The organism is Mesorhizobium sp. M8A.F.Ca.ET.057.01.1.1 (assembly GCF_003952565.1).
Lineage (GTDB): Bacteria > Pseudomonadota > Alphaproteobacteria > Rhizobiales > Rhizobiaceae > Mesorhizobium.
Genome location: NZ_CP034454.1, coordinates 1796263 through 1818868, shown reverse-complemented (window position 1 = coordinate 1818868; position 22606 = coordinate 1796263). Strand labels below are relative to the sequence as shown.

Below are 22606 nucleotides of genomic sequence, written 5' to 3'. Positions count from 1 at the left end.
CTAAGCCTTCCAGAGCACGTTTGGTATCGGTCAGGCCCGCCCTTTCGCACGCCGTTACCGCCGATCACCGCATCGACCGTCGGAGAGCCTTTCGAAATCCAGAGGCCCACGCTAAGTCTCACAGGCAACATCAACAGCATGGAGAAAATTGACCAACGGGCCGAAAATCATTCCATCAAAACTCATCAAGGTGCCCGATGATGCTCGCTTAATTTCTGAGAATTATGCGTAACTTATTGATATGTCATAAGTTGGTAGGGCCGGAGGATGTATTAATATCGGGCAAACCGCCCTGAATCTGACTGAAGCCCGGGCTCCGCATTGAGCAAAATGCGGCGCCTTGATCGGGGCGAGCGATGGAACACCGTACCTTAGATCAAGTTAGGCAGAATGGCGACCTATGATGAAACCACCACTCCACTCCTGACGGGTATCAAAGGCTTGTGCCCCCGGTGCCAGAAAGGACATCTATTTTCCGGCCTGATAAAACTAGCCCCTCGTTGCGACATATGCGGCCTCGACTTTTCATTTGCCGATCCTGCCGACGGCCCGGCATTCTTCTCAATGTCGATTGTAGCATTTCCTGCGCTCGCGGCCGCCTTGTGGCTGCAGTTGAGCTGTGAGCCGCCTTTCTGGATCCATCTCCTGATCACCCTCCCGCTTACCGTTGCAGCGTGCGTCCTGTTGCTCCGCCCGTTGAAAGGCTGGCTTGTTTGTTCGCAGTATTTTCACAAGGCTGCGGAAGGCAGCATCGACAGGGAATGGCACGCTGCCGAACTTGAGCGGCAACGAATTGAACAGCACGCCGGCATCGACCAGCCTCACCGTCCCTGATGACTGCACCCAATGTCCTGATCGCAGAGAACGATGTGGACCGTCTGCCGGAACATACAGATTGTGACGAAGTTTGGTCGCCGCCGCTCGCCGGACATGGTTTGTCGCGCCTCAGCGGTCCAACAGCATCAAGGAGACGTGAATGTCAGGCAACGAGATGTGGCTGGTGGTCATCACCGGCGGGCCGCTGATCCTGCTAGCCGTGATCATTTACGCGCTGGCAACGAGGCGGAAGAGAAGCCTGGCGGCGCGCCGGGCCAGCGAAGAGCAAACCCGGCGTCTCTACGAAAAAGAGGCGGGAGACTGAATTATTTTACAATACCGGCGAAATACTCGCGCGAGTGTGAGCCTTCCCTGTCGTGCTTGGCCAAATGCCGGCGGATGACGCCGGTGCTTGGGTCACTGTCAGCGCTCCGGGCGAGTTAGATGGAAACTCCGCGACTCTTCACCCGAGCCCGGCGATAGCTTAGGGCCGCCACCCTCCCATAGCCCCAGAACCTTCGCGTGGGTAAATTCAATTTCAGCTGGAACATTGATGACGGTTTGCAGTTCGGCGCAGAAGCCGAAACAGGCTCGCGACCAAGGGAGGTCATATGGTTGGCGAATACACCCAGGCCAGACGCCTGAAAACTCTGGTTGAGCACTATGTCGACGTGAGGCGGCGCAAACATCAATTTATATGCATTGCCCTTGCTATCAGAGCCATCCGGCAATTCGAGACGGACCCGATATCGGACAACTTCCTCGCCCAAATGATCGCCGAGTACGCGCGTGATCAAGGCCTGGACGTCCGCATCGAGGAGGCAGGCTCGGCAATTTCGCTAGAAGCCGCCTGACGCTATGCCGATCCGTAAAAAAGCCCAGGAAGCGGGACGGTTTACTCCCGAAGAGGTCGCCCTGCTGGGCCGCGTGTTCGACAGGCTGAAGATGGGTGACGATCTTGGTCCTCAGCGCGAGACGCTGGCCTCGCGCATCATCGCCAACTACATGGCCGGAGTTGTGGACGAGGAGGAGCTTCTTTCGGTGTCCAGGCAACCGCTTGGGCGCTAGTTCCCGCTGCTGGCGGTGGCGCGGCTTGGCGGCGCCATCCCCAACACCGCAACGTCGTCGATCATGGCGAGCACAGCCTGTGACGCGGTGTGATGAGCCATGTGGCCCGCATGAGGTACGATCTGGAGCAACGACCCCGAAGCTCGGCGTGCAGTCGGCTGGCCTGACGTTTCGCGTCAAATAGCTTATCGCCGGCCCCTGCGACGATGCCGGTCAGCGTCACGATGTCCCTGTAGTCGAGCCTTGGCAGCAGCGCAGCGGCAAGCATCAATGCAGATTCCGCGGAAATCGACCGGAGCTGCGCGGGCCGGCTGGCAAGCTCCTTGGTGATCCCTGCGAATTCGGCCGGGACACTGCCTGGATTGAATATCTTTGCCATTGCCCAGGGCCAGGCGAGCCTTACCAGCAACGGCAGAAGCGTGTGGCGCCAGGCCAGACCGGCCAGTGGCAACGCCGGCAACGCCGACAGGAATAGGCCGAGACGCGGCTGCGGGTAGTAATAGCCCGAGACAACGACCAGCCCTGTGACAGACCGCGGATGCCGGCGTGCAAGCTCAAGCGCGACCGCTGCGCCCCACGAATGGCCAAGCACCATATAGTGGCGGATCCCAAGCTTGCCCGCGGCCGCATGGATAAGGTCAGCTTGGGCTGACGCGGACCAGGCTTTGCCCGAGGGACGCGTGCTCCTGCCAAAGCCCGGTCGATCGAAGGCGACCACGCGGTACTTCTCGGCTGCCTGGCCAAAGATGCCGCTGGTGGTGAAATCTTCGACAGAGGCCCCGTTGCCATGCAGCAGCAACAGGGGCATGCCGACGCCCGCTTCAAGGAAATGAAGGCATGTTCCGTTTACCTCGATGAATTTGCCCGGCCGCCGGCCAAGAAGCGCTCGTCTCGCACGCGATGCGTTGGCAAGCGCCAGACAGGCGATAGCGGCAGCGCCAAGAAAAATGTATCCGGAATGTTTAGCAAACACGATAGGGATCCAAGCGGTTCAGCATCTTTCGGACACTGTCCAACCAGCAAGGTCGTGGGTTGTTCCCCGACTAGAGACCCATCAGATTTTGCGCCAGGATTGGGTGCTCTCAGTACCACGGGCCGGCACGTCGCCTCTGAGCGGGCGTCAGGCGACCTTGGAAAACACGCCCACGTCGCATATTGCCAGGCCATAGCGCCAGCGGTGGTTCGTGGCCTCGACGCGGCTCTGGTAAAAGAGCGTGAGCTGGCCTCCCTCGATCATGACGGTGGAATGACCGTTTTCGCCGATCGCGCCAGGATTGAGCACCGGCCCCACGGACCGGTAAGGACCCTTGACGCCATCTGCCAGAGCGAAAAAGACGCGTTGGCGGCTGCCGCGTTGCCCCTCAGGCAGGAAGCACGTGGCGTTGAGAAGCACGCGGCCGTCTGGCAATTCCACCAGTTGGGCTCCTTCAATGCCCCATTCGTAATCGGGATGCTCGCGGCTGTTATGATGCGACAGGTCGGCATGGTCCAGGATCTTGCCTGCCCGCTTCCAGGGCCCAAACCAGGAATCGGATTGGCTGTATGCCAGGTAGATGTCAGGTTGCGGCACCTTGGTGAATTTGGGCATGCCTGAATAGACAAGATATCGCTTCCCGCCGATGTTGGCCGGATGAGGATCGTAAATGCCATCCTCGCCGGTATCGGGAAGCGACAGTAGCGCGGGTTTCAGCACGACCCAATGAAAGCCGTCATTGGATACGGCATGCTCGCAACGCCCCCCGACTTCATGAACTCAGTCTGGATGAACATGTGGAAGACGCCGCTATCATGGATGACGCCAGGGGCGGCAACACCCGAACCGCTAATCGGCAGGACGATGGCTTCGTGCTCCGTCCACGGTCCGTGAATGGCGTGAGCGGTGGCGTGAAGTATCTTCCAGGTTTCGCTGTTGACGGTGCCGCTCGATCCGAACACGTGCCACAGCTTCCCGTCGAACACCGGACAAGGATCCTTCAGGTCGTCCACGCTCTGGGGATGGAACAATGGGAAAATGTTTGTTTCGAAGTTGATCATAGTTCCGCCCTTCCGGGTTCTCCCGTCGCCACCCCACCTGGCGCCAGCGAATCGTTCGTCACCCATTGCGGGGCATTATATAGTTTTGCGCAGCCAAAGTTTGGCGGCCGGTTGGGTTTGCACCGAGACTTGTGATGCCGTGCGTGGCCGCTCACAATCGGAACCCCCTGAGGGCAAGTCGCTGGATGCCTTCGGACAGTCTCGTCTCCCCGCTCGGATAGATTGTGCGAGCCCAACGCTTTTCCTGCTGGAAGCCGATGCGAGGCCGGTGGAACAAATCGCAAGGCGTTCGGTTTGGCGCGGTCGAACCAGTAGGAGAACCTCATGAACACCAGTTTCACGTCAGAGACCCGGTCGATTTTCATTACCGGCCTGCGCAATGCGCATGCCATGGAGAACCAGGCGCTATCCATCATGAAACCGCAAGTAGAGCGGATTGAAAACTATCCCGAAGTTGCTGATCGGCTGCAGCAGCATATCCAGGAAACCGAGGGCCAGATCACACGTCTGGAATCAATCCTGGAAAGTTTCGACGAGGAGCACTCCATGTTGAAAGACACCGCCTTGTCGATGGTCGGCAGCCTTGCAACGATGGGGCATTCGATGGCGGGCGATGAGATACTCAAGAACTCCTTTGCGAATTTTGCGTTCGAGAACTTCGAGATAGCGGCCTACAATTCGTTGCTGGTGCTGTCGCAGGCCGGCGGTTTTCAGGACGCGGAAAGGGTGCTGAAGCAGAACCTGGTCGAGGAAGAGAACATGGCCCGATGGCTGCAGCAAAATCTGCGCAGTGTGACCCTTCAATACGCCAAGCTCAGGGAGGCGGGGGAGACCGCGAAAAGTTAGACTAGGTTTCGTCGGCTTCGTGCAGTGAGCGGTCGCATCGCCGGGGCAAGTAGGAGAGCGAGGTCCAGTGCCGATCGGGGGTCGCCGCGGGTCCCGCCTCCCGGCGGGGTTCGGAGAACTGGCAAAACGGCTGCGAGGCCGGGAAGAACTCTCGTTCTGGAAAGGCGAGGAACAAGTTTGCACGGCTTTACGTTGAAGGGCATGGCTCAGGTGATCATATGACCAAACGCTCCAGCGAGAGAACATCCACCGATTGGCTGTCGGGCGCTTCGACGCCGGAGAATCTCGAAAGGGGACCAGTTCCGCCCCGCATGCTGGCGCTTGCACGAAAACTGCAGGCTGCGATCGACGAACGGAACCGCCAAATGGAAGCCGACGCTGATGTGAAGAAGGGAAAATGATGTGCGGGACGTGCGGGGCCTTCAGTTGTTGATTGTAGAAGATGAGTGGCTGCTGGCTGACGACCTTGCTCGCTATTTCAGCAGTATGGGCGCTACAATCCTGGGGCCCGTTGCGACAATCGAGCAGGCGTTCCACTACACGGATAACGCGCAGGCAGCCATCCTCGATATCAACATCAACGGCCGGCGAGTGTTTCCGGTCGCTGACGAGTTGCAACGCCGCGGTATACCGTTCGTGTTCTTCACTGGAGACAGTGAATCCGTTATCCCGGATCGACTTCGCTATGCCAGCAACCTGCACAAATCATCAGGCAGCCAGGCCGTGTTCGATGCGCTGTTTCCGCAACGAGGAGTCCGAGAGGAAAGTGCGGCCACTACTGATGACGTGTTGTCAATTCTGCCTAAGCTGAGGTTGGCTGCCCGGCTGGGGCTCGGGGATGTCGCGGCGTCGGACCGACTGGTCGAAAAGACCCTCGAACAGGCTCTTCGGGACATTGACCGACGCGCTGCGGGGTTGTCGACAGAAGATTGGTTGAACGAAATAATGCGCACGGTCGGAGAATCGTGCGGTGCCAAACTGCTTCATTGAGGTCGGCTTCGCGGCCTTCCCCGTGGGAGCGGGGGGACCCTCGTGAGTAGAGGGAGGGCCGTTTCATGATGCCTACCCGCTCGCCTCACATGTCTTACGCTGCCGATGGCACTCTGAGGGCAACTCTCCACCGGTAGATATATCGCCCGCTCGCCCAGCATTTCCATGCCCAGCCACGAACCGCCGCTTGGTCGGCTCTACCGAGAGTGTCCCGAAGGACGCAGGCGGCAATCCATGCGACGCGCCGGCGGATACCGACCGGGAACTTTGTTGCTGCAAGGGAACAAACCTTTTGCGGAAAAGTTCGGGGCGCCATGGTCACTGCCCAAGGAGTTGTCGTGAAACGCATATTGGTTACCGGAGGCTGTGGCTTCATCGGCCGTCATATAGCTCAGGAACTCATCCAGCAGGGCTATTCCGTATGCATACTGGATTCTCTCCTGGAGCAGGTTCATGCGGGTGAAGCAACGGCCATGCCGGCCGGTGCCGAACTGATCAAGGGTGACATTCGCGATCCTGTCGCGGTATCCAGAGCTTTGCAGGATATCGACGCAGTCATCCATCTGGCGGCCGAAGTCGGCGTCGGTCAGTCCATGTACGAGATCACGCGCTATGTCGGCACCAATGATCTTGGCACGGCGGTGCTTCTCGAGGCCTTGATCAGGCATCCGGTCGAGCGGATCGTTGTCGCATCATCGATGAGCGTCTACGGCGAGGGTCTCTATGCGACACCGGGCGGCCAGCGCATCGACAATGCGCGGCGCAAGGCAGCGGACATCAAGACCGGACAATGGAATCCGCGATCCGCCGAGGGCGAGCCTCTCACGCCGATGCCGACAGATGAAGAAAAGCCCGTCGACCTCGCCTCCATTTATGCACTGACAAAATACGCCCAGGAGCGCGCCGTTCTAATCTTTGGCGAAGCTTACGGCATTGATGCGGTCGCGCTGCGACTGTTCAACGTCTTCGGAGCCGGTCAGGCTCTGTCAAACCCCTACACCGGCGTGCTTGCCAACTTCGCTTCGCGTCTTGCGAACCGGCAACGGCCGATGATCTTCGAGGATGGTGAGCAGAAGCGGGACTTTGTTCATGTGCGAGACGTTGCCCGCGGCTTTCGGCTTGCTCTCGAACAACGGCAGGCAAAGGGCCACGTCATCAACATAGGCAACGGTCGAGCCTATGCCATCAGCGAGGTTGCCCGGTTGCTTGCCGAGGCCATGGGCACACCCGACCTCTCGCCCGACCTGCTCGGCAAGGCGCGCTCTGGCGATATCCGAAACTGCTTCGCCGACATTTCAAAGGCGCGTGAATTGCTTGGTTTCGAGCCCGAATACCGCTTGGGGGATTCGCTGGACGAATTCGTCTCCTGGGTGCGCAACACGATCGCCGTGGACCGCGGTGCCGACATGAGGCGCGAACTCGAAGAACGGGGGCTCGTGACATGAGGGGTACACGCAGCCGCCGCGAAGCGCCGGTCGCCATTGTCGGCGGCAGTGGCTTCATCGGATCCAACCTCGCCGACAGCCTGTTGACTGATGGAGAACCGGTGCTGGTGATCGATAATTTGAGCCGCCCCGGCGTCGAACAAAACCTGGAATGGCTGGCACAAAAGCACGGCCGCCGCCTCACGGTGGAAACCATCGACGTACGCGACGCCAATGCGTTGGCGCCGGCGTTGATGGGCTCGAAGGCGATCTTCCACCTTGCCGCCCAGACCGCCGTCACGACGAGCCTTGCGCAGCCTGGCGAAGACTTCGACATCAACCTGCGGGGGACTTTCAACGTGCTCGAGGCGGCGCGCCTCAGCGGTGAGCACATCCCGGTCATCTTCGCCAGCACCAACAAGGTTTACGGCAGCCTCCCGGATATCGCCGTTCGCGAGGAAGGTGATCGCTACGTTTCGGTCGACGCCGGGATCGAAACTCATGGCATCGATGAGAGCCGCGCACTTGACTTTTGCACCCCCTATGGCTGCTCAAAGGGTGCGGCGGATCAATATGTACTCGATTACTCCAGGTCCTACGACTTGCCGACGGCGGTGCTGCGCATGAGCTGCATCTACGGTCCGCGCCAGTTCGGGACCGAGGATCAGGGCTGGGTCGCTCATTTCGTGCTCAGCGCATTGTCAGGACGACAGATCACCATATACGGCAGCGGCAGGCAGGTGCGCGACATTCTGCACGTCTCGGATGCGGTTGGGGCGTACCGCGCCGCGCTCGACAAAATCGATGCGGTGCGAGGTAGCGCTTTCAATCTCGGCGGCGGACCTGGCAATGCGCTCAGCCTACGCCTCTTGTTGAGCGAAATCCGGGAACTGACTGGCCGAGAGCTGTTGGTCCGGTACGAGAGTGAACGTCCGGGCGACCAGCCCTTCTTCGTTGCCAATACCAAGAAGATCGAACAAGCGCTCGGCTGGAAGGCCCAGGTCGCCTGGCGCACAGGCGTCCGCGATCTGGCCGGCTGGCTGACGCTGCATCGGCTTCAGGTCAGTGATGAGGCCGTGAGGTACGTTGCATGAAAGTCGCCCTCGTCAACCCGCTCTGGAACTACGACGACAGCATCTACTTCGGCTGTCGCCAACCGCACCTTCCGTTGGAGCTCGGCTATTCGAAAACGCTGCTGGAAGCGGCCGGGCATCAGGTTCTGATGCTGGATGGGCAGTTGCAGAAGCTAGACAATTCCGGGCTTTGCGAAAGGGTCGCGAAATTCGCACCAGAAATGACGGTCGTCAGCACCGCGCCAACCTATCTGTTCTGGCGTTGCGCCCCACCGGAACTGCGGGTGCCCGCCGACTTCATCAGACGTCTCGCCGGGCGCGGCGGACGCACGGTTGCGGTCGGACCGCATGGCTCGGCCACACCCGCGCCAACCCTGCGCAAGCTCGGGGCCGACATTGTCGTGCGCGGCGAGTGCGAGGAGGTTGTTGCAGAACTTGCCCGACGTGATGACTGGAAGTCCGTGCCGTCGACTGCTTACATCAGCGACGGCAAGCTTGTCTCCAACGGCGGCGTCCACGTCAGTTCCTTCGTAGATCACCCCCGCTCGAATGGCCATCGGAATGGATCGCGACCCATTCGCACCATCATCACAGGTTCGATGACCAGCAGGTCGGGTTCGGCGCCGAAGTCGAGGCATCGCGCGGCTGCCCCTATAATTGCAGCTTCTGCGCCAAGATCGATTTTCGCGACGCCTATCGCCGCCGAAGTCACGAGGTGGTGGTCGCGGAGATCGATCGGCTGATCGGCCAGGGCGTAGGGTATATCTATTTTATCGACGAGATATTCCTGCCCCAGAAAGCGCTCCTGGAGGCATTGGTCCAGCGCGATGTGAAGTTTGGCGTCCAAACTCGTATCGATCTCTGGAAGCCCGAGCTTCTGGAACTGCTTGGAGAAGCAGGCTGCGTGTCCATCGAAGCCGGCCTTGAAAGCCTGACAGTCGAGGGCCGAGCCATGCTGTCGAAGCGCTGCCGTTTGGGAACGGAAGAACTTGCGGCGCTGCTGATTCGTGCACGGCTCCACATTCCCTTCGTTCAAGCCAACTTGATCGGGGTGGTCGAGGACGATCCTGCCCTGGTTAAATATTGGAGAAGCCACCTGATGGACAACGGCGTTTGGGCGAACGAGCCAGTACCGCTTTACCCGTATCCGAGCTCACCCAGCTATCGCGAGCTGTGGGGTGAGCCGGACGATCTCGCTTGGGAGCGCGCGCACGACCACTATCTTGCTTCGTTTCAGACATTCAGCGACATCCAGGAGAGACGCCCGCGGCCGCTGCAGGAATTGGAGGCAGCATGCTGCGGGCATTGACTTCACGCTCGCGGCGTATCCTGATGACCGTCGATGCAGTAGGCGGTGTTTGGCGCTATGCGCTTGACCTGACCCGGACCCTCGTCCGCGATGGCGACAGCGTCGTGCTTGCCGGCCTCGGCCCGCAGCCTTCCCCACAGCAATGCGCGGAAGCGAGAAGCATCGCAAGCCTGATCTGGCTCAATACCCCGCCCGACTGGATGACTCGCGACCCCAGCGAACTGACCGCGTTGTCGCAGGAATTGCGCGAACCAATACGCAACCACGCCATCGATCTCGTTCACCTCAACGCGCCGACACAAGCGGCAGGCCTCGACGTCGCATGCCCGGTCGTGGCGGTCTCCCACTCATGCGTGCTGACATGGTTCCATGCCGTAAAGGGGGACCGGCCGAGGGTGAGTGGGCTTGGCACAAGGACCGCAACAGATCCGGATTTGAGAGAGCCCATGTCGTCGTCGCGCCCAGCCGCAGCCATGCCGATATGCTCGAAGCCTGCTATGGGCCCGTGGCCAGCCTGGTGGTCGTCGCAAACGCCGCGCCCCCAGGGCCAAAGCCCCGACAGCGTCAACCGCATGTCTTCGCCGCCGCTCGCTGGTGGGATGAAGGCAAAGATGCAGCGGGCTTGGACAGGGCAGCGTCAATGACGCAATGGCCGGTCTTTGTCGCGGGTCCGCTCCACGGTCCGGGTGGCCAGCGCACGGAGTTCAACCATGCCATTTCATTAGGGTCGCTGCCGCACCAAGAGGTGCGCTCACAGATGGCAATCGCCGGGATCTTCGTATCACCCTCCCGCTACGAACCATTCGGACTGGCCGCGCTGGAAGCCGCAACGTCGGGAACGCCCCTGGTGCTCGCCGATATCGCCACCTACCGCGAATTGTGGGACGGGGCGGCTATGTTCTACGACCAGCGCGAACCGCGCCAGCTTGCCGCATGCATCGACCGCGTCTCCCGCGACGAACAACACCGGAGGGAACTTGGCCAAGCAGCTGCCCGGCGCAGCCGTGAGTTTTCGCTGGCCCGCCAGGCAGCAGCGATGCGCGGTGTCTATGACCGGGCAGCCTCCATCATGGCGGAGCGCTGACCATGCGCTTTCTGTTCTACACGCACTCGATCGTTTCCGACTGGAACCACGGCAACGCACACTTTCTGCGGGGTATCATGCGGGAGCTCGTTGCACGCGGGCACGAGGCAATTGCTCTCGAACCAGCGGACGGCTGGAGCCGCGCCAACCTTGTGGCGGATGAAGGGACATCCGCGATCGAACGCTTCGCGAAAGATTTCCCGGAGCTTGAGTGGGTTGCATATGACGCCGGTTTCGACCACGAAGCCTGGGTCACGGATGCCGATGTCGTCATCGTTCATGAATGGACGGAGCCGTCTCTTGTCGCCCGCATCGGGCGCGCCAGGGCGGCCGGCGGCTGTTTCACCGCTCTTTTTCACGATACGCATCACCGCGCCGTGTCGCATGCCGAGGCCATCTCCGCGCTGCGGCTCGAGCATTATGACGGTGTCCTGGCCTTTGGCGAAGCGTTACGCGAAAGCTATTTGCGCTCTGGCTGGGGTCGGCGCGTCTTCACCTGGCACGAGGCCGCCGACCAGCGCCTGTTCAAGCCGCATCCGGAGATCGAACCAACGTCCGATTTGGTCTGGATCGGGAACTGGGGCGATGATGAACGCACTGCCGAAATAAAGGAATTTCTTATAGAACCGGTCAATCGGCTTCACATCCGGGGTTCCGTTCACGGGGTGCGCTATCCCGCAACCGCGCTCGCAGACATGGCTGCCGCCGGCCTGCATTACGAAGGCTGGATCGCCAACGCCGACGTTCCGAAAACCTTCGCGGCGCACCGTGTCACAATGCACATTCCCAGGCGTCCTTACCGGGAGGCACTGCCGGGCATTCCCACTATCCGCATGTTCGAAGCTCTCGCCTGCGGCATTCCACTGGTTTCAGCACCTTGGTCCGATGTCGAGGGACTGTTCAGGCCCGGCGTCGACTACTTGCTGGCGAACAATGGCTCCCAGATGCAACGCCATCTGCGCGCCTTGCTTGGCGACACTGATTTCGCCGCCTCCATCGCCGCGGCAGGCCATGAGACGATCCGCTCACGACACACCTGCCGACACCGCGTCGACGAACTGTTCGGCGTGCTCGGCGAATGCGGGAACCAACACGCCCTGGCATCGACAACCGCCGAGGAGACCGCCGCATGAAAATCGCCTTTTACGGGTCTAGCCTCCTTTCTTCATACTGGAACGGCGCCGCGACTTACTACCGTGGCCTGCTCAAGGCCCTTTCCAAGCGCGGTTACGACATCACCTTTTATGAGCCCGACGTTTATGATCGGCAGAAAAACCGGGACATCGAGGTTCCCGACTGGTGCAGCGTTGTCGTCTATGAAGCTAACCGACAAGCTCTGCTGCAAGTGGCGGCGCGCGCCGCCGAGGCAGACATAGTCGTCAAAGCGAGTGGCGTCGGTTTCGAGGATGAGGCGCTGTTGCGCGCGGTGCTCGACCGTGCGCGCGCCGATGCGCTTGTTGTGTTCTGGGACGTGGACGCGCCAGCCACTCTGGCTCAGTTGCGCGACGAGCCGGACCATCCGCTGCACCAGGCATTGGCGGAGATCGACCTCGTCTTGACCTATGGCGGTGGTGATCCAGTGGTCTGGGCATACCGGGCGATGGGCGCGGCCGAATGTGTGCCGATCTACAACGCACTCGATCCCGAAACTCACCACCCCGTCGATGGCGACAGGCGGTTTGCCTGCGATCTTGCGTTTTTGGGGAACCGGCTACCCGATCGCGAGGCACGCGTAGAGGCCTTCTTCCTCGATCCCGCCGCCCGGCTGCCAAGGCAACGTTTTCTGCTCGGCGGATCGGGCTGGGATGACAAGCCGCTTCCGGCCAATACCATCTGGCTAGGCCATGTCGGCACCCGCGACCACAATGCTTTCAACGCCACCCCGAAAGCCGTGCTCAACATCAGCCGCGACAGTATGGCCGCCAACGGCTTCTCGCCAGCCACGCGGATCTTCGAAGCCGCTGGTGCTGGAGCCTGCCTTATCACTGATGCGTGGCCTGGAGTCGAATTCTTCCTGAAGCCTGACCACGAAATACTGGTTGCGCGCGACGGCGCCGATGTCGCCGAGATCATGCGCACCCTCACGCCAAGCCGCGCGCAGACGATCGGCGCCGCCGCTTTGCGTCGCGTGCTCGGTGAACACACTTACGACATGAGGGCTGCCGTGGCCGATTCAGTTTTCAGGCGGCATATGGGTCTTGACGCCGTGGAGGCAGCCGAATGACTGACCGGCTCGAAATCGTTTTTCTGGGGCTGTCACTCTCTTCATCCTGGGGAAATGGCCATGCCACAACGTTTCGAGGCTTGCTGAAGGGCCTGCATGAACTCGGCCACAACGTGACCTTCATCGAGCGCGACGTTCCCTGGTATGCCAATCACCGCGATCTGCGCGACCCAGACTTCTGCACCCTGCGCTATTATCAATCGACGCATGAATTGCAGCGCGATCACGCTCGATGTCTGGAAGAGGCTGACGTGGTTGTTGTCGGTTCATTTGTCCCCGAAGGGCGTACCGTCATCGACGTCGTTGCCTCGATCTGCAAGGGTCGGTTCTGCTTCTACGACATCGATACGCCGGTGACACTGGCAAAGCTTTCCGCGGATGATTGCGACTATCTGAGCTGGCGTCAGATCCCGTATTTCGACGTCTATTTTCCTTTGCCGGAGGTCCCATCCTCGATCGGCTCGTCACTGAGTTCGGGGCGCGGTGTGCCGAACCGCTCTATTGCTCGGTTGACCCCGAACGCCATCACCAGACCGACGACCCTATCCGCTGGGACCTTGGCTATCTGGGAACCTACAGCGCCGACCGGCAGGAAACGCTGGACGCACTCCTCTTGCAGCCGGCGCTTCGCATGCCGGACAGGCACTTCGTCGTCGCCGGGTCGCAATTTCCCTCCGACATTTCGTGGCCCGACAATGTCGAGCGCATCGAGCATCTGCCACCCGCCGACCATGCGGCCTTTTATAGCCAGCAACGATATACGCTGAACGTCACGCGCAGATCCATGATCGCCGCGGGATGGTCACCCAGCGTGCGCCTTTTCGAGGCCGCGGCGTGCGGAACGGCGATCATCAGCGATCGCTGGCCGGGTCTCGACAGCTTCTTCCCGGCATCGACGATCCACACCGCGGCCAAGCCCGACGATGTGATCGAGATCCTGGCCGAGGTGAGCGAACGCACCAGGCTCGCAACTGCCCGCCAAGCCCGGGCGCGCGTTTTGCAAGCACACACTGGTGCCGCCAGAGCCCAGCAGTTCGTTGCGTCGCTGGAGCGCTCAAGGGCGGCAGATCCCGGCCTCGTCGTCGGAAGCGCGGCATAAGTGACAGACAGGAGAAGACGAGATGAAATCAACGAGAGAAGAGCCAAAGACGGTGCTTGTCGCCGGTGGCGCAGGATTCCTCGGTTCGCATCTTTGCGAAACTTTGCTCGGCCGCGGCTGGCATGTCATCTGCGTCGACAATTTCCTGACGGGCCGCATGGAAAACATTCACCCGATCATGGACATGCCAGGGTTCAGACTGATCGAGCACGACGTCTGTCAGCCATTGGAAATCGCACGGCCGCTCGATCGTGTCTTCAATCTGGCATGTGCAGCCTCACCGCCGCGCTACCAGGCCGATCCCATCCACACCACTAGGACCTGCGTGGTCGGAACGTTGAACCTGCTCGAACTTGCGTCCCACAACAAGGCACGGTTCCTGCAGGCCTCAACCAGTGAAGTGTATGGCGACCCCGAACGCCATCCGCAAACAGAAGACTATGTCGGCCATGTGAACTGCACCGGCCCCCGGGCGTGCTACGACGAAGGCAAGCGTACCGCCGAAACACTTTGCTTCGACTATTTAAGGGCTGGCGCTGGGGACGTTCGCGTCGCACGTATTTTCAATACCTACGGCCCAAGAATGGACCCGGCGGATGGCCGTATCGTCTCCAACCTCGTCATGCAGGCCCTCGAGAGGCGCCCCATGACGATTTTTGGCGATGGCGAGCAGACCCGGTCTTTCTGCTACGTCTCCGATCTGATCGACGGATTGGTCCGCCTGATGGAGGTTGAACCAAATCCCGGCGCGCCGATCAATCTCGGCAATCCCGACGAATTCACAATCACGCGCTTGGCTGCAATGGTCAAAGAGATGACCGGCACGAAGTCGAACTTGAAATTTCTTCCCCTGCCTCAGGACGACCCTCGCCGCAGGAGACCCGATATCACGCGCGCGAAGGCCCTGCTTGGGTGGAGGCCGAAGGTGCCGCTCAGTCAGGGATTGAGGCGCACCATCAGCTACTTTGCCGAACCCGACAACAACCAGGCCAACGCCAGAACGAAGCCCATGGCCACAAATGAGAATACTCTGCAAATAGGCTACGGAACCTTCCCGCCTGCCAAGGGTCGCGCCGCGCCGATGACCTCCGATCGGGGATAGGCCTCGCCAGCCCCGGCCGGTCGCGTCTACGGGAACATATGGCCGCGCCCGAGGTTTGGCAGAAAGCCGACCGGAGATTGCACCCGTGCACCGCAAAGAAGCAGCAAGAGAGATCGACGTCATGGCCACGCGTGCCACTGCCGCCTATCTGAAGCGCGCGTCGGTCACTTATCTCGAATGTTGCATCAGCCTGATGCTGACCCATCTTAAGACCGAAGAAGTCGCGGTCATACTTGAGGAACAAGCAGAAATGCTGCGGCGCCTCGGTTGAGGCGAACCGGCGGGTGCCTATGCTCGAGACCTTCTTCTCAGATCGTCCAGAAATCGTACGAGCCCTTCCCGATAACGCTTCGCCGCTTTTTGCGTCCTCGCTTTCTCACCGCCATGCTCGGATTGTGCAGCCAGCGACCAGAAGCCCAGTTGGAATGCCAAGTAGCACGGTTGCAGATAGTCGATCAGCTCGACATCGATGCCGCGTTGAAACGTGGTCCGCAGTTGCTCTTCGATGTAGCCGGCAAGGGTGTCGCTTTCGCTCGCTGACAATGCATGCTCGAAGCGCACCGCCGCAACATCCCACTCGACGGGTTGGCAACCGATCAGATCATGGGCGACGCAATGATCGACCGCATCTGTCTTCACCAGCTTCCTGTCTGCGCAAACGATGAATTCCCAGGGATGAAGCCTGCCGTCAATCTCGACACGACGCGCATGCTTCGGGGGAGTCTGTTGAGAAAACCATTCCCGCAACTCGGCAGCGCGCACGCTGCCCAGAGCTTCGGCTGCATTGTGCGTCGCCATGTCGGCAAGGGCCGAGAGGGATGCTCCTTCTTCGCTCGTATGCAGATGGATCGCGCGCCACGCCAGATAGCGTCCCAATTCGACGACAAGATCCCGGTTCGAAATCGGTGCCCCGTCCAAAGTGGTGCCGTCGATCCATCGTTCGATCAGAAAGCCATGGCAGAGCCCGACCACCTCCGGCCCGAACCCCGCCTTGTGCAACATCACAGCCGTGCTTGACTTGCGTTGTCCGGTTGCGCCTAGGCCGGCAAATTTGACCAGCCAGCGAGCCTCGCCTGCCACAGCCAAGAATTTTTGAGCCTCCCGTGCGCGCCAACTTGCAGGCCATTCTGCCTCGTTTGCATAATGCAGATCGCGCCAGGTGCCGCCCGAGATGTCGGTGACGATCACTTCCGAATTGCCAACCGCCTCGGCTACCCAATCGCGCAGCGCCGGCATATGCGGACCGATCGCAAAGGTGCGCTCGAAACTGGCCGCGACATGTTTGCGGCAGTACGACCAGGTCCGCCGAATTTCCCTCGAGGCTTCCCTGCCCGGTTCACCCGAGTGGCTCGGAAATAGGTGTATCTGTTCAATTGCAATGCCCATCTCCCGCAGCCATCGCACAACTGCATTCACCGAACTTCCCGACAGCCCCGGCCCCTCATCGACGATGGCGAAAGAGGCCGATGGATCATGCCGCCAAGGCGCAATCACATCGGGATCAGCCCTGATTTGGCGTTGAAAGGGATGGCCGACCGGACGCACGCTGAGCGGCGCCGGCGCTCCGATCGCAGCGGCCACGATGGCTGCCAGCCCCAGGCCGATGCTGCGGATGCCGATGACGCATGTGTTCGGGCCAAGACCGGAGTCGCGCGCCGCGACAAGGTAGCTCTCGGGATAAAGTGCATAGTGTGCATAACCCTCGGCCGCCCCGGTCGAAACCGCCCTTGACAGTCGAGTTCGGCTAGCATCCGACGCAAGCCAAGATCTAGAGGACCACTCGTCGCGAAGCCGCTCTGCCAGGAACTGACAACTTCAGACGCCAGACCGAGTAGCAGACGAGCGCCCTGCTGTCGTGGCGGGGAATCGGCGTCAAGGCCGGTCGATTGAAACTCGCGATCGGCCATGGCCTGCACCAGTTCCGACACGGCGATAAACAGCCCCACCAGTTCCGCATGGCGCGTTATCCCGCTGGCCAGATCACCGAGGCTTTCTGCAACGTCGCTGACCCTGGTGCGGAGATGTCGAGCATCGTCCATACGCTTGTGGTCGCCGTAGACGATCATCCTCGATTTCCTGTGGCGGCGATGAGCAACGAGGAATTGGGTGGTTTCGATCCACCACCGTCCTCATTTTTTCATGCGCCAAGGAACATTCCTGAAAGCTGCCGGTTCGGCGCGTGGAACTTACATTGAACGAGACAGGTGGCGGTTCGTGGGATCGAAGAAAGTTCGTATCGGCATTATCGGAATCGGCAACTGCGCATCCTCCCTTGTGCAGGGCCTGTCGTTTTATCGCGACGCCAAGGGCAACGAGCCCATTCCCGGTCTGATGCATGCCGACCTGGGCGGCTATCACGTCGACGACATCGAGGTCGTCTGCGCATTCGATGTCGCCCAGGGCAAGGTCGGATGCGACGTGGCCGAAGCTGTCTTTTGTCGGCCGAACAACACTTTCCGCTTTGCTGATGTGGCAATGACCGGGGTGCGCGTCGAGCGCGGTCCAACCCTCGATGGGATCGGCAAATATCTGCGTGACGAGATCGACGAAGCGCCCGAACCGGTCGCCGACGTCACCGACATTCTGCGGGCGAGCGGTGCCGATGTCCTGGTTTCTTACCTCCCCGTCGGGTCGGAGCAGGCTACTCACTTTTACGCTGCCTGTGCGCTGGAGGCGGGCTGCGCCTTCGTCAACTGCATTCCCGTTTTTATCGCGTCGCGCCCGGAATGGCGCCAACGCTTCGAGCAAAGAGGCCTGCCGCTGGTCGGTGACGACATCAAGAGCCAGGTCGGTGCCACCATCGTCCATCGCCTGCTCGCCAACCTGTTCCGCGAGCGCGGCGTACGCATCGACCGCACCTATCAGCTGAATTTCGGCGGCAACACCGATTTCCTGAATATGCTTGAGCGTGAGCGACTGGAATCGAAAAAGATCTCCAAGACCCAATCCGTGACCAGCCAGATCGACGTCCCGCTGGACCCGGGAGACATCCATGTCGGACCGAGCGACCACGTCCCTTGGCTGACGGATCGCAAATGGGCCTACATTCGCCTCGAAGGCACCACCTTCGGCGGCGTGCCGCTCAACGCAGAACTCAAGCTGGAGGTATGGGACTCACCCAACTCCGCGGGCGTGGTCATCGATGCGGTGCGCTGCGCCAAGCTGGCCCTCGACCGCGGCATTGCCGGAGCTTTGACCGGCCCTTGCAGCTACTTCATGAAGTCGCCGCCCGAGCAATTCACGGACGCCGAAGCGCGCCTGCGAACCTTGGCGTTCATCGCAGGCAAGGACGAGCCCATGCTCGACGCGGCGGAATGACGACGATCTTCTCCCTGATCCGCCACGCTGCGCACGACAATGTCGGCTGCTATCTCGCTGGACGCTTGCCCGGTGTTTGCCTTGGCGAAGCCGGTAAATCGCAAGCCGCCCAACTTGGGGAACGCATGGCGCGCGAGGGAATCACCGCCATTTTCTGCAGCCCGCGCGAGCGCACCCAGGAGACGGCGCTGCCTGTCGCAATAGCCTGCGGGATCGAGGAGATCGCAATTCGCCCCGAGCTGGATGAAATCGACTTCGGCCCGTGGTCGGGAAAAACGTTCGAGGAACTCAACGGTGACGCCGCTTGGCGCGCGTGGAATGAGGAACGCCAGGTCGCAAGCACACCCAGCGGCGAAACAATGCTCAGCGTCCAGGAGCGTATCGTTTCCCTCATGACCACCGTGCGCGAGTTTCATCCGAATAGACGTGTGGCGCTGGTCAGCCATGCCGACGTCATCAAGGCTGCCGTCTGCCACGTTCTTGGCCTCGCAGCGGGCGAGTGTTTCCGCTTCGATATCGATCCAGCGTCGATCACCACGATCGTCTCGGGCGACTGGGGCTCAAAGCTGATCAGAATGAACGAAATCGCCTGACGAGGACCTTACCGGATGCAGATGCTGATTTTCGGCCTCACGGTGACCTCGTCCTGGGGAAATGGACATGCCACGCTTTGGCGCGGCTTGATCCGCGCCATGGCCGGAATGGGTTGGTCTACCACCTTCTTCGAGCATGATACGCCCTATTATGCCGGGACTCGCGATCTCAGCCACCTCGACGGAGGCAAGGTCGTTATCTATCCGGACTGGGAGGACATTCGCCGCGTTGCGGAGCGGGAAATGAAGCAAGCGGATGTCGTTGTCGTCACATCCTATTGCCCCGATGCAATCGAAGCGTCGCGTCTTGCGCAGCAAGCGTGCCCGGGCCTGCGGGTTTTCTATGATCTGGACACACCGATCACGCTCGCCTGTATCGAACAAGGGGAACGTCCACCTTATTTCGGTCCCGAGGGTCTTGCCGATTTCGACCTCGTGCTGAGCTACACCGGCGGGTCGGCGATCGATGCGCTCAAGACGGTGCTTGGGGCGCGCCATGTTGTGCCCCTGTTTGGACATGTTGATCCAGAACGACATCGACCGGCAGCGACAAGGACCGAATTCGCCGGCGATCTGTCGTATTTGGGAACTTACGCGCCGGATCGTCAACTCGGCGTCGAGAAGCTCCTGGTGCGGCCCGCCGCACGCCTGCCGGACCACCGCTTCGTCATCGGCGGGGCGCAATACCCGCAGAACTTCCCTTGGAGCGAAAACATCTTTTTCGTCCGGCATGTTCCGCCGGCAGACCATCCCGCCTTCTTCTCATCGTCGCGCCTGACGCTCAACGTTACGCGCGAAGCCATGGCGCGAAAGGGGTGGTGCCCCTCCGGCCGGCTGTTCGAGGCAGCTGCCTGTGGGGCGACGATCGTCACTGACGACTGGCCAGGCATCGACAGTTTCTTCGAGCCGGGCCGCGAGGTCATTCTGGCTCACACCACCGATGACGTGGTCGCAGCCTTGCGAATGCGTGAAAGCGAACTCAGCGCTATCGGGAGCCGTGCACGCCAGCGTGTCCTGGCCGAACACACCTCCACGAGGCGAGCTGCGGAACTCAACCGCATCTTGGCTGATGCGACGCGAAATCCGGCCGGCCGACGGATGGAGGCTGTCTGATGTTGGGCATCGTGCCTGCGGCGGGACGCGGCAGCCGCATACAACCCCTGGGCTTTTCCAAAGAGCTCCTGCCGGTAGGCAGCCGGCGTGATGGAGAAACGGAACGGCCTTGCGCGGTAAGCGAATACCTGGTGCGGCGAATGGTGCTCGCTGGCGTCGACAAGCTGTGCTTCATAATCGGTCCGGGCAAGTCCGACATCCTTGAATACTACGCGGCCGGATATGGCTCGGCGGCCGCCATCTTCGTTGTGCAACCGACGCCTGTCGGACTCTGCGACGCAATATTCCGGGCAGCACCGCTCGTACCCCCGGATGAGATGGTGCTGGTCGGCCTTCCCGATACGATCTGGTTTCCCGAGGACGGTTTTTGCCACATGGCGGACGACCGTTTGTCTTTTCTGCTCTTCCCGGTAGAGCGCCCTGAATTCTTCGACGCCGTGCTGCTCGACCCCGACGGCCGGGTGGTGGAAATTCAGGTCAAGCAACAGGGAGCCGGCACCAACTGGGTTTGGGGAGCGTTCAAGATGCCGGGCCGCATTCTTCACCAGTTAGAAGCGCTATGGCGCCAGCGAAATCGCAGCGACGAATATATCGGCACGCTGATCAACGCATTCCTGTCGGACGGTGGCGAAGCTTATGGGGTCAAAGCGGGCGCCGCCTATGTCGATGTCGGCACCTTGAACGGCTATCGAACGGCGCTGCAGTTGCTGGACGATCGTAAGTCCACCGACGCGTCTCTATCGGCCGTGGTCGTGTCTTCGTCGCACGTTCACGTACCTATTGTTCCCGGGGAAGGAGCCTAGTCATGCTGCATACGAATGCCGAAATCCGCCGTCAGATCGATGCCCTTGGCCCCTGGTTTCACAACATGGATTTGGCAGGGGTTGAAACCGCCCCCAATCACTTCCTCGGCAATTACCCCCTGATCAAATGGCGCAAGTTCGCCGATGCCGTTCCGGCCGACCTTTCCGGCAAATCCGTGCTCGACATTGGCTGCAACGCCGGCTTTTACTCCATCGAAATGAAACGGCGCGGCGCCGCCCGGGTGCTGGGCATCGATTTCGATGAGAGCTATCTCGCCCAGGCGCGCTTTGCAGCCGAGGTTGCGGACTGCGACATCGATTTTCAGACACTTTCGGTCTATGACGTCGGCGCCTTGCGCGAGACTTTTGACATCGTGCTGTTCATGGGCGTTCTCTATCATCTGCGTCATCCCTTGCTCGCCCTCGACTTGATCCGCGAACATGTGGCGGGAGATCTCATGATCTTCCAATCCATGCAGCGAGGCAGCGCCGACCTGCCTGCATTGGAGCAGGACTATCATTTCTGGACGCGCGATTTGTTCGACCAGCCGGAATTTCCGAAACTGCATTTCATCGAGCATCGCTATGCCGATGACCCGACCAACTGGTGGATTCCCAACCGTGCCTGCACCGAAGCGATGCTGCGCAGCGCCGGTTTCGAGATCGTCCTGCACCCCGAGCAGGAAGTGTATCTTTGCCGCGTTGCCGGCGCAGGGTCAGACGGCTGCGCCGTCTACCCTTCGAAAGGACGGCGCGATGATTGAAGCCGCGATGATATGGAACGAGCCAAACAACAAATCACATTGGGATCCCGAGCTTGATCCAGACTGGAGCCGCTTCGCCGCCATGGCAAAACTGTCGGCCGATGCCATTGCATCCGAGAACCCTTCCCTAACCAAGGTTCTTGGCGGAATCTCGCCGATCGACGCCGGTTTCATCGTCCGTATGAAGGAGCTCGGCGTCCTGGATCATGTCGACGCCGTGGCGGTCCATGGATTTCCGCTCGACTGGAACCTGTGGCAGATTCAGGAATGGCCCCAGAAGATCGGCGAGGTCGCCGCGGTCACGGACCTTCCTGTCTGGGTCAGCGAAGTCGGGGTGTCGACTTTCGGCGCCGAGGAAGTCCAGGTCTGGGGGCTGCGCCGCACTGCCGAACTGCTGGTCGGCAATGCGCCACGCATCCAGTGGTACAGCCTCTATGATCTGCCGCGTGAATGGGAGGCAACCACACGCCATCGGGAGGCGGAAGGATCATCATATTACCGTCACTTCCACATGGGGCTGCTTCGCCAGGATGGGACACCAAAACCTGCCCTGGAGGAGTTCTTGCGTCACACACCGCAAATGGGTCTGGTTCAGTGGTTCCATTTTGAGGACCCTCGCCTCGACGATGCAGTTGCTTGGATGAAGCGGCTCGGCGTCACCAATTTGCGCACCGGACTCTCGTGGGCAGACAGCTTCCGGCCCAACGCGGTGGATTGGTTCGACCGGCAGATGGAGGCGCTGGTCGACTTCGACGTTACGGTCACCTTCTGCTTCACGCCCGAGCACCGTGGAATGATGCCGCATCACACCAGCCCACCTTTGGTGCCGGAGGAATTCGCAGCGTTTTGCGCCAACATGGTACGCCGCTACGCGCCTGAGATGCCCGTTGCTTCCCGTGCGGCGCCGCGGATCTCGACGGCGTGATGGCCAAGCCGAGGTAGCTGC

26 protein-coding genes and 2 pseudogenes are annotated in these 22606 nt (G+C 60.6%); 24 read left to right on the top strand and 4 right to left on the bottom strand.

Annotated features, from left to right (window positions below; translation table 11 throughout):
- Positions 1-390: 390 nt before the first annotated feature.
- The 4 genes from EJ077_RS08270 to EJ077_RS08255 all read left to right on the top strand — a co-directional run bounded on the left by EJ077_RS08270 (position 391) and on the right by EJ077_RS08255 (position 1884).
- Complete coding sequence (locus EJ077_RS08270; RefSeq protein ID WP_208701079.1) at positions 391-834, top strand: DUF983 domain-containing protein; 444 nt, start codon at positions 391-393, stop codon at positions 832-834.
- 142 nt (positions 835-976) lie between these two features.
- Complete coding sequence (locus EJ077_RS08265; RefSeq protein WP_208701077.1) at positions 977-1141, top strand: hypothetical protein; 165 nt, start codon at positions 977-979, stop codon at positions 1139-1141.
- A 286-nt stretch (positions 1142-1427) separates the two neighbouring features.
- Positions 1428-1670 (top strand): hypothetical protein, encoded by a 243-nt coding sequence (locus tag EJ077_RS08260; protein ID WP_208701075.1) that lies wholly within the window; start codon positions 1428-1430, stop codon positions 1668-1670.
- 4 nt (positions 1671-1674) lie between these two features.
- Complete coding sequence (locus tag EJ077_RS08255) at positions 1675-1884, top strand: hypothetical protein (RefSeq protein WP_208701073.1); 210 nt, start codon at positions 1675-1677, stop codon at positions 1882-1884.
- Between the two features lie 61 nt (positions 1885-1945).
- Here EJ077_RS08255 and EJ077_RS08250 read toward each other — a convergent pair whose 3' ends face one another.
- From EJ077_RS08250 to EJ077_RS31960, 3 genes are all read right to left on the bottom strand, one after another.
- The gene (locus EJ077_RS08250) at positions 1946-2857 is read right to left on the bottom strand and encodes an alpha/beta hydrolase (protein ID WP_245458682.1); all 912 of its coding nucleotides are present in this window, start codon (positions 2855-2857) and stop codon (positions 1946-1948) included.
- 147 nt (positions 2858-3004) lie between these two features.
- Positions 3005-3577 (bottom strand): hypothetical protein, encoded by a 573-nt coding sequence (locus EJ077_RS31965; protein ID WP_245458681.1) that lies wholly within the window; start codon positions 3575-3577, stop codon positions 3005-3007.
- Positions 3571-3918 carry a hypothetical protein gene (locus tag EJ077_RS31960; RefSeq protein WP_245458680.1) on the bottom strand — a complete coding sequence of 116 codons (348 nt, stop codon included), beginning with the start codon at positions 3916-3918 and terminating at the stop codon, positions 3571-3573. Before EJ077_RS31960 ends, EJ077_RS31965 begins: the two co-directional genes overlap by 7 nt.
- A gap of 324 nt (positions 3919-4242) precedes the next feature.
- Between EJ077_RS31960 and EJ077_RS08240 the strand changes: the two genes are divergently transcribed.
- From EJ077_RS08240 to EJ077_RS08185, 13 genes and pseudogenes are all read left to right on the top strand, one after another.
- Entirely contained in the window at positions 4243-4764 is a 522-nt protein-coding gene (locus EJ077_RS08240) for a ferritin-like domain-containing protein (protein WP_208701071.1), read from the top strand.
- A gap of 218 nt (positions 4765-4982) precedes the next feature.
- Positions 4983-5165, top strand: a complete 183-nt coding sequence (locus tag EJ077_RS08235) for a hypothetical protein (protein ID WP_208701069.1) — start codon at positions 4983-4985, stop codon at positions 5163-5165.
- Between the two features lie 25 nt (positions 5166-5190).
- Positions 5191-5754: a response regulator gene (locus EJ077_RS08230; RefSeq protein WP_245458679.1), complete on the top strand. Its 564-nt coding sequence runs from the start codon at positions 5191-5193 to the stop codon at positions 5752-5754.
- A gap of 338 nt (positions 5755-6092) precedes the next feature.
- The gene (locus tag EJ077_RS08225; RefSeq protein ID WP_208701065.1) at positions 6093-7199 is read left to right on the top strand and encodes an NAD-dependent epimerase/dehydratase family protein; all 1107 of its coding nucleotides are present in this window, start codon (positions 6093-6095) and stop codon (positions 7197-7199) included.
- Positions 7196-8272: an NAD-dependent epimerase/dehydratase family protein gene (locus tag EJ077_RS08220; protein ID WP_208701063.1), complete on the top strand. Its 1077-nt coding sequence runs from the start codon at positions 7196-7198 to the stop codon at positions 8270-8272. The genes EJ077_RS08225 and EJ077_RS08220 overlap by 4 nt, the downstream gene beginning before the upstream one ends.
- Positions 8269-9560: pseudogene (locus EJ077_RS08215) on the top strand (TIGR04295 family B12-binding domain-containing radical SAM protein). The gene EJ077_RS08220 and the pseudogene EJ077_RS08215 overlap by 4 nt, the downstream one beginning before the upstream one ends.
- Positions 9545-10204, top strand: coding sequence for a glycosyltransferase family 4 protein (locus tag EJ077_RS31955; RefSeq protein WP_245458678.1), 660 nt, complete (start codon positions 9545-9547; stop codon positions 10202-10204). The pseudogene EJ077_RS08215 and the gene EJ077_RS31955 overlap by 16 nt, the downstream one beginning before the upstream one ends.
- Positions 10201-10644, top strand: coding sequence for a glycosyltransferase family 4 protein (locus EJ077_RS31950; protein WP_245458677.1), 444 nt, complete (start codon positions 10201-10203; stop codon positions 10642-10644). Before EJ077_RS31955 ends, EJ077_RS31950 begins: the two co-directional genes overlap by 4 nt.
- Positions 10645-10646: 2 nt before the next feature.
- The gene (locus EJ077_RS08205) at positions 10647-11777 is read left to right on the top strand and encodes a CgeB family protein (protein ID WP_208701058.1); all 1131 of its coding nucleotides are present in this window, start codon (positions 10647-10649) and stop codon (positions 11775-11777) included.
- Positions 11774-12868 (top strand): CgeB family protein, encoded by a 1095-nt coding sequence (locus tag EJ077_RS08200; RefSeq protein ID WP_208701057.1) that lies wholly within the window; start codon positions 11774-11776, stop codon positions 12866-12868. The genes EJ077_RS08205 and EJ077_RS08200 overlap by 4 nt, the downstream gene beginning before the upstream one ends.
- Positions 12865-13967, top strand: a pseudogene (locus EJ077_RS08195) (glycosyltransferase). The gene EJ077_RS08200 and the pseudogene EJ077_RS08195 overlap by 4 nt, the downstream one beginning before the upstream one ends.
- A gap of 22 nt (positions 13968-13989) precedes the next feature.
- Positions 13990-15069, top strand: coding sequence for a UDP-glucuronic acid decarboxylase family protein (locus EJ077_RS08190; protein ID WP_208701055.1), 1080 nt, complete (start codon positions 13990-13992; stop codon positions 15067-15069).
- A gap of 85 nt (positions 15070-15154) precedes the next feature.
- Positions 15155-15340 (top strand): hypothetical protein, encoded by a 186-nt coding sequence (locus EJ077_RS08185; protein ID WP_208703200.1) that lies wholly within the window; start codon positions 15155-15157, stop codon positions 15338-15340.
- Positions 15341-15357: 17 nt separating this feature from the next.
- Here the strand turns inward: EJ077_RS08185 and EJ077_RS08180 are convergent, their stop codons facing one another.
- Positions 15358-16650 (bottom strand): hypothetical protein, encoded by a 1293-nt coding sequence (locus EJ077_RS08180; protein ID WP_245458676.1) that lies wholly within the window; start codon positions 16648-16650, stop codon positions 15358-15360.
- Positions 16651-16955: 305 nt separating this feature from the next.
- Between EJ077_RS08180 and EJ077_RS31945 the strand changes: the two genes are divergently transcribed.
- Genes EJ077_RS31945 through EJ077_RS08150 form a run of 7 tightly spaced genes read left to right on the top strand, consistent with a single transcriptional unit; the run spans position 16956 to position 22585 of the window.
- Positions 16956-17264 carry a hypothetical protein gene (locus tag EJ077_RS31945; RefSeq protein ID WP_245458675.1) on the top strand — a complete coding sequence of 103 codons (309 nt, stop codon included), beginning with the start codon at positions 16956-16958 and terminating at the stop codon, positions 17262-17264.
- Between the two features lie 19 nt (positions 17265-17283).
- Positions 17284-18387, top strand: a complete 1104-nt coding sequence (locus EJ077_RS08175; RefSeq protein WP_208701053.1) for an inositol-3-phosphate synthase — start codon at positions 17284-17286, stop codon at positions 18385-18387.
- Positions 18384-18980 (top strand): histidine phosphatase family protein, encoded by a 597-nt coding sequence (locus EJ077_RS08170; protein ID WP_208701051.1) that lies wholly within the window; start codon positions 18384-18386, stop codon positions 18978-18980. Before EJ077_RS08175 ends, EJ077_RS08170 begins: the two co-directional genes overlap by 4 nt.
- 15 nt (positions 18981-18995) lie before the next feature.
- Positions 18996-20093, top strand: a complete 1098-nt coding sequence (locus tag EJ077_RS08165) for a CgeB family protein (RefSeq protein ID WP_208701049.1) — start codon at positions 18996-18998, stop codon at positions 20091-20093.
- Positions 20093-20896: a sugar phosphate nucleotidyltransferase gene (locus tag EJ077_RS08160; protein ID WP_208701047.1), complete on the top strand. Its 804-nt coding sequence runs from the start codon at positions 20093-20095 to the stop codon at positions 20894-20896. Before EJ077_RS08165 ends, EJ077_RS08160 begins: the two co-directional genes overlap by 1 nt.
- A 2-nt stretch (positions 20897-20898) precedes the next feature.
- Positions 20899-21660 carry a TIGR04290 family methyltransferase gene (locus tag EJ077_RS08155; RefSeq protein ID WP_208701045.1) on the top strand — a complete coding sequence of 254 codons (762 nt, stop codon included), beginning with the start codon at positions 20899-20901 and terminating at the stop codon, positions 21658-21660.
- Positions 21653-22585, top strand: coding sequence for a beta-xylosidase (locus tag EJ077_RS08150; RefSeq protein ID WP_208701044.1), 933 nt, complete (start codon positions 21653-21655; stop codon positions 22583-22585). Before EJ077_RS08155 ends, EJ077_RS08150 begins: the two co-directional genes overlap by 8 nt.
- Positions 22586-22606 lie beyond the last annotated feature (21 nt).

Excerpts from the sequence above, each read along its gene's own strand:
- EJ077_RS08270 (WP_208701079.1), top strand. The coding sequence starts at position 391 with ATGGCGACCTATGATGAAACCACCACTCCACTCCTGACGGGTATCAAA.
- EJ077_RS08265 (WP_208701077.1), top strand. The coding sequence starts at position 977 with ATGTCAGGCAACGAGATGTGGCTGGTGGTCATCACCGGCGGGCCGCTG.
- EJ077_RS08260 (WP_208701075.1), top strand. The coding sequence starts at position 1,428 with ATGGTTGGCGAATACACCCAGGCCAGACGCCTGAAAACTCTGGTTGAG.
- EJ077_RS08255 (WP_208701073.1), top strand. The coding sequence starts at position 1,675 with ATGCCGATCCGTAAAAAAGCCCAGGAAGCGGGACGGTTTACTCCCGAA.
- EJ077_RS31960 (WP_245458680.1), bottom strand. The coding sequence starts at position 3,918 with ATGATCAACTTCGAAACAAACATTTTCCCATTGTTCCATCCCCAGAGC.
- EJ077_RS08240 (WP_208701071.1), top strand. The coding sequence starts at position 4,243 with ATGAACACCAGTTTCACGTCAGAGACCCGGTCGATTTTCATTACCGGC.
- EJ077_RS08235 (WP_208701069.1), top strand. The coding sequence starts at position 4,983 with ATGACCAAACGCTCCAGCGAGAGAACATCCACCGATTGGCTGTCGGGC.
- EJ077_RS08220 (WP_208701063.1), top strand. The coding sequence starts at position 7,196 with ATGAGGGGTACACGCAGCCGCCGCGAAGCGCCGGTCGCCATTGTCGGC.
- EJ077_RS31955 (WP_245458678.1), top strand. The coding sequence starts at position 9,545 with ATGCTGCGGGCATTGACTTCACGCTCGCGGCGTATCCTGATGACCGTC.
- EJ077_RS31950 (WP_245458677.1), top strand. The coding sequence starts at position 10,201 with ATGACGCAATGGCCGGTCTTTGTCGCGGGTCCGCTCCACGGTCCGGGT.
- EJ077_RS08205 (WP_208701058.1), top strand. The coding sequence starts at position 10,647 with ATGCGCTTTCTGTTCTACACGCACTCGATCGTTTCCGACTGGAACCAC.
- EJ077_RS08200 (WP_208701057.1), top strand. The coding sequence starts at position 11,774 with ATGAAAATCGCCTTTTACGGGTCTAGCCTCCTTTCTTCATACTGGAAC.
- EJ077_RS08190 (WP_208701055.1), top strand. The coding sequence starts at position 13,990 with ATGAAATCAACGAGAGAAGAGCCAAAGACGGTGCTTGTCGCCGGTGGC.
- EJ077_RS08170 (WP_208701051.1), top strand. The coding sequence starts at position 18,384 with ATGACGACGATCTTCTCCCTGATCCGCCACGCTGCGCACGACAATGTC.
- EJ077_RS08165 (WP_208701049.1), top strand. The coding sequence starts at position 18,996 with ATGCAGATGCTGATTTTCGGCCTCACGGTGACCTCGTCCTGGGGAAAT.
- EJ077_RS08160 (WP_208701047.1), top strand. The coding sequence starts at position 20,093 with ATGTTGGGCATCGTGCCTGCGGCGGGACGCGGCAGCCGCATACAACCC.
- EJ077_RS08155 (WP_208701045.1), top strand. The coding sequence starts at position 20,899 with ATGCTGCATACGAATGCCGAAATCCGCCGTCAGATCGATGCCCTTGGC.
- EJ077_RS08150 (WP_208701044.1), top strand. The coding sequence starts at position 21,653 with ATGATTGAAGCCGCGATGATATGGAACGAGCCAAACAACAAATCACAT.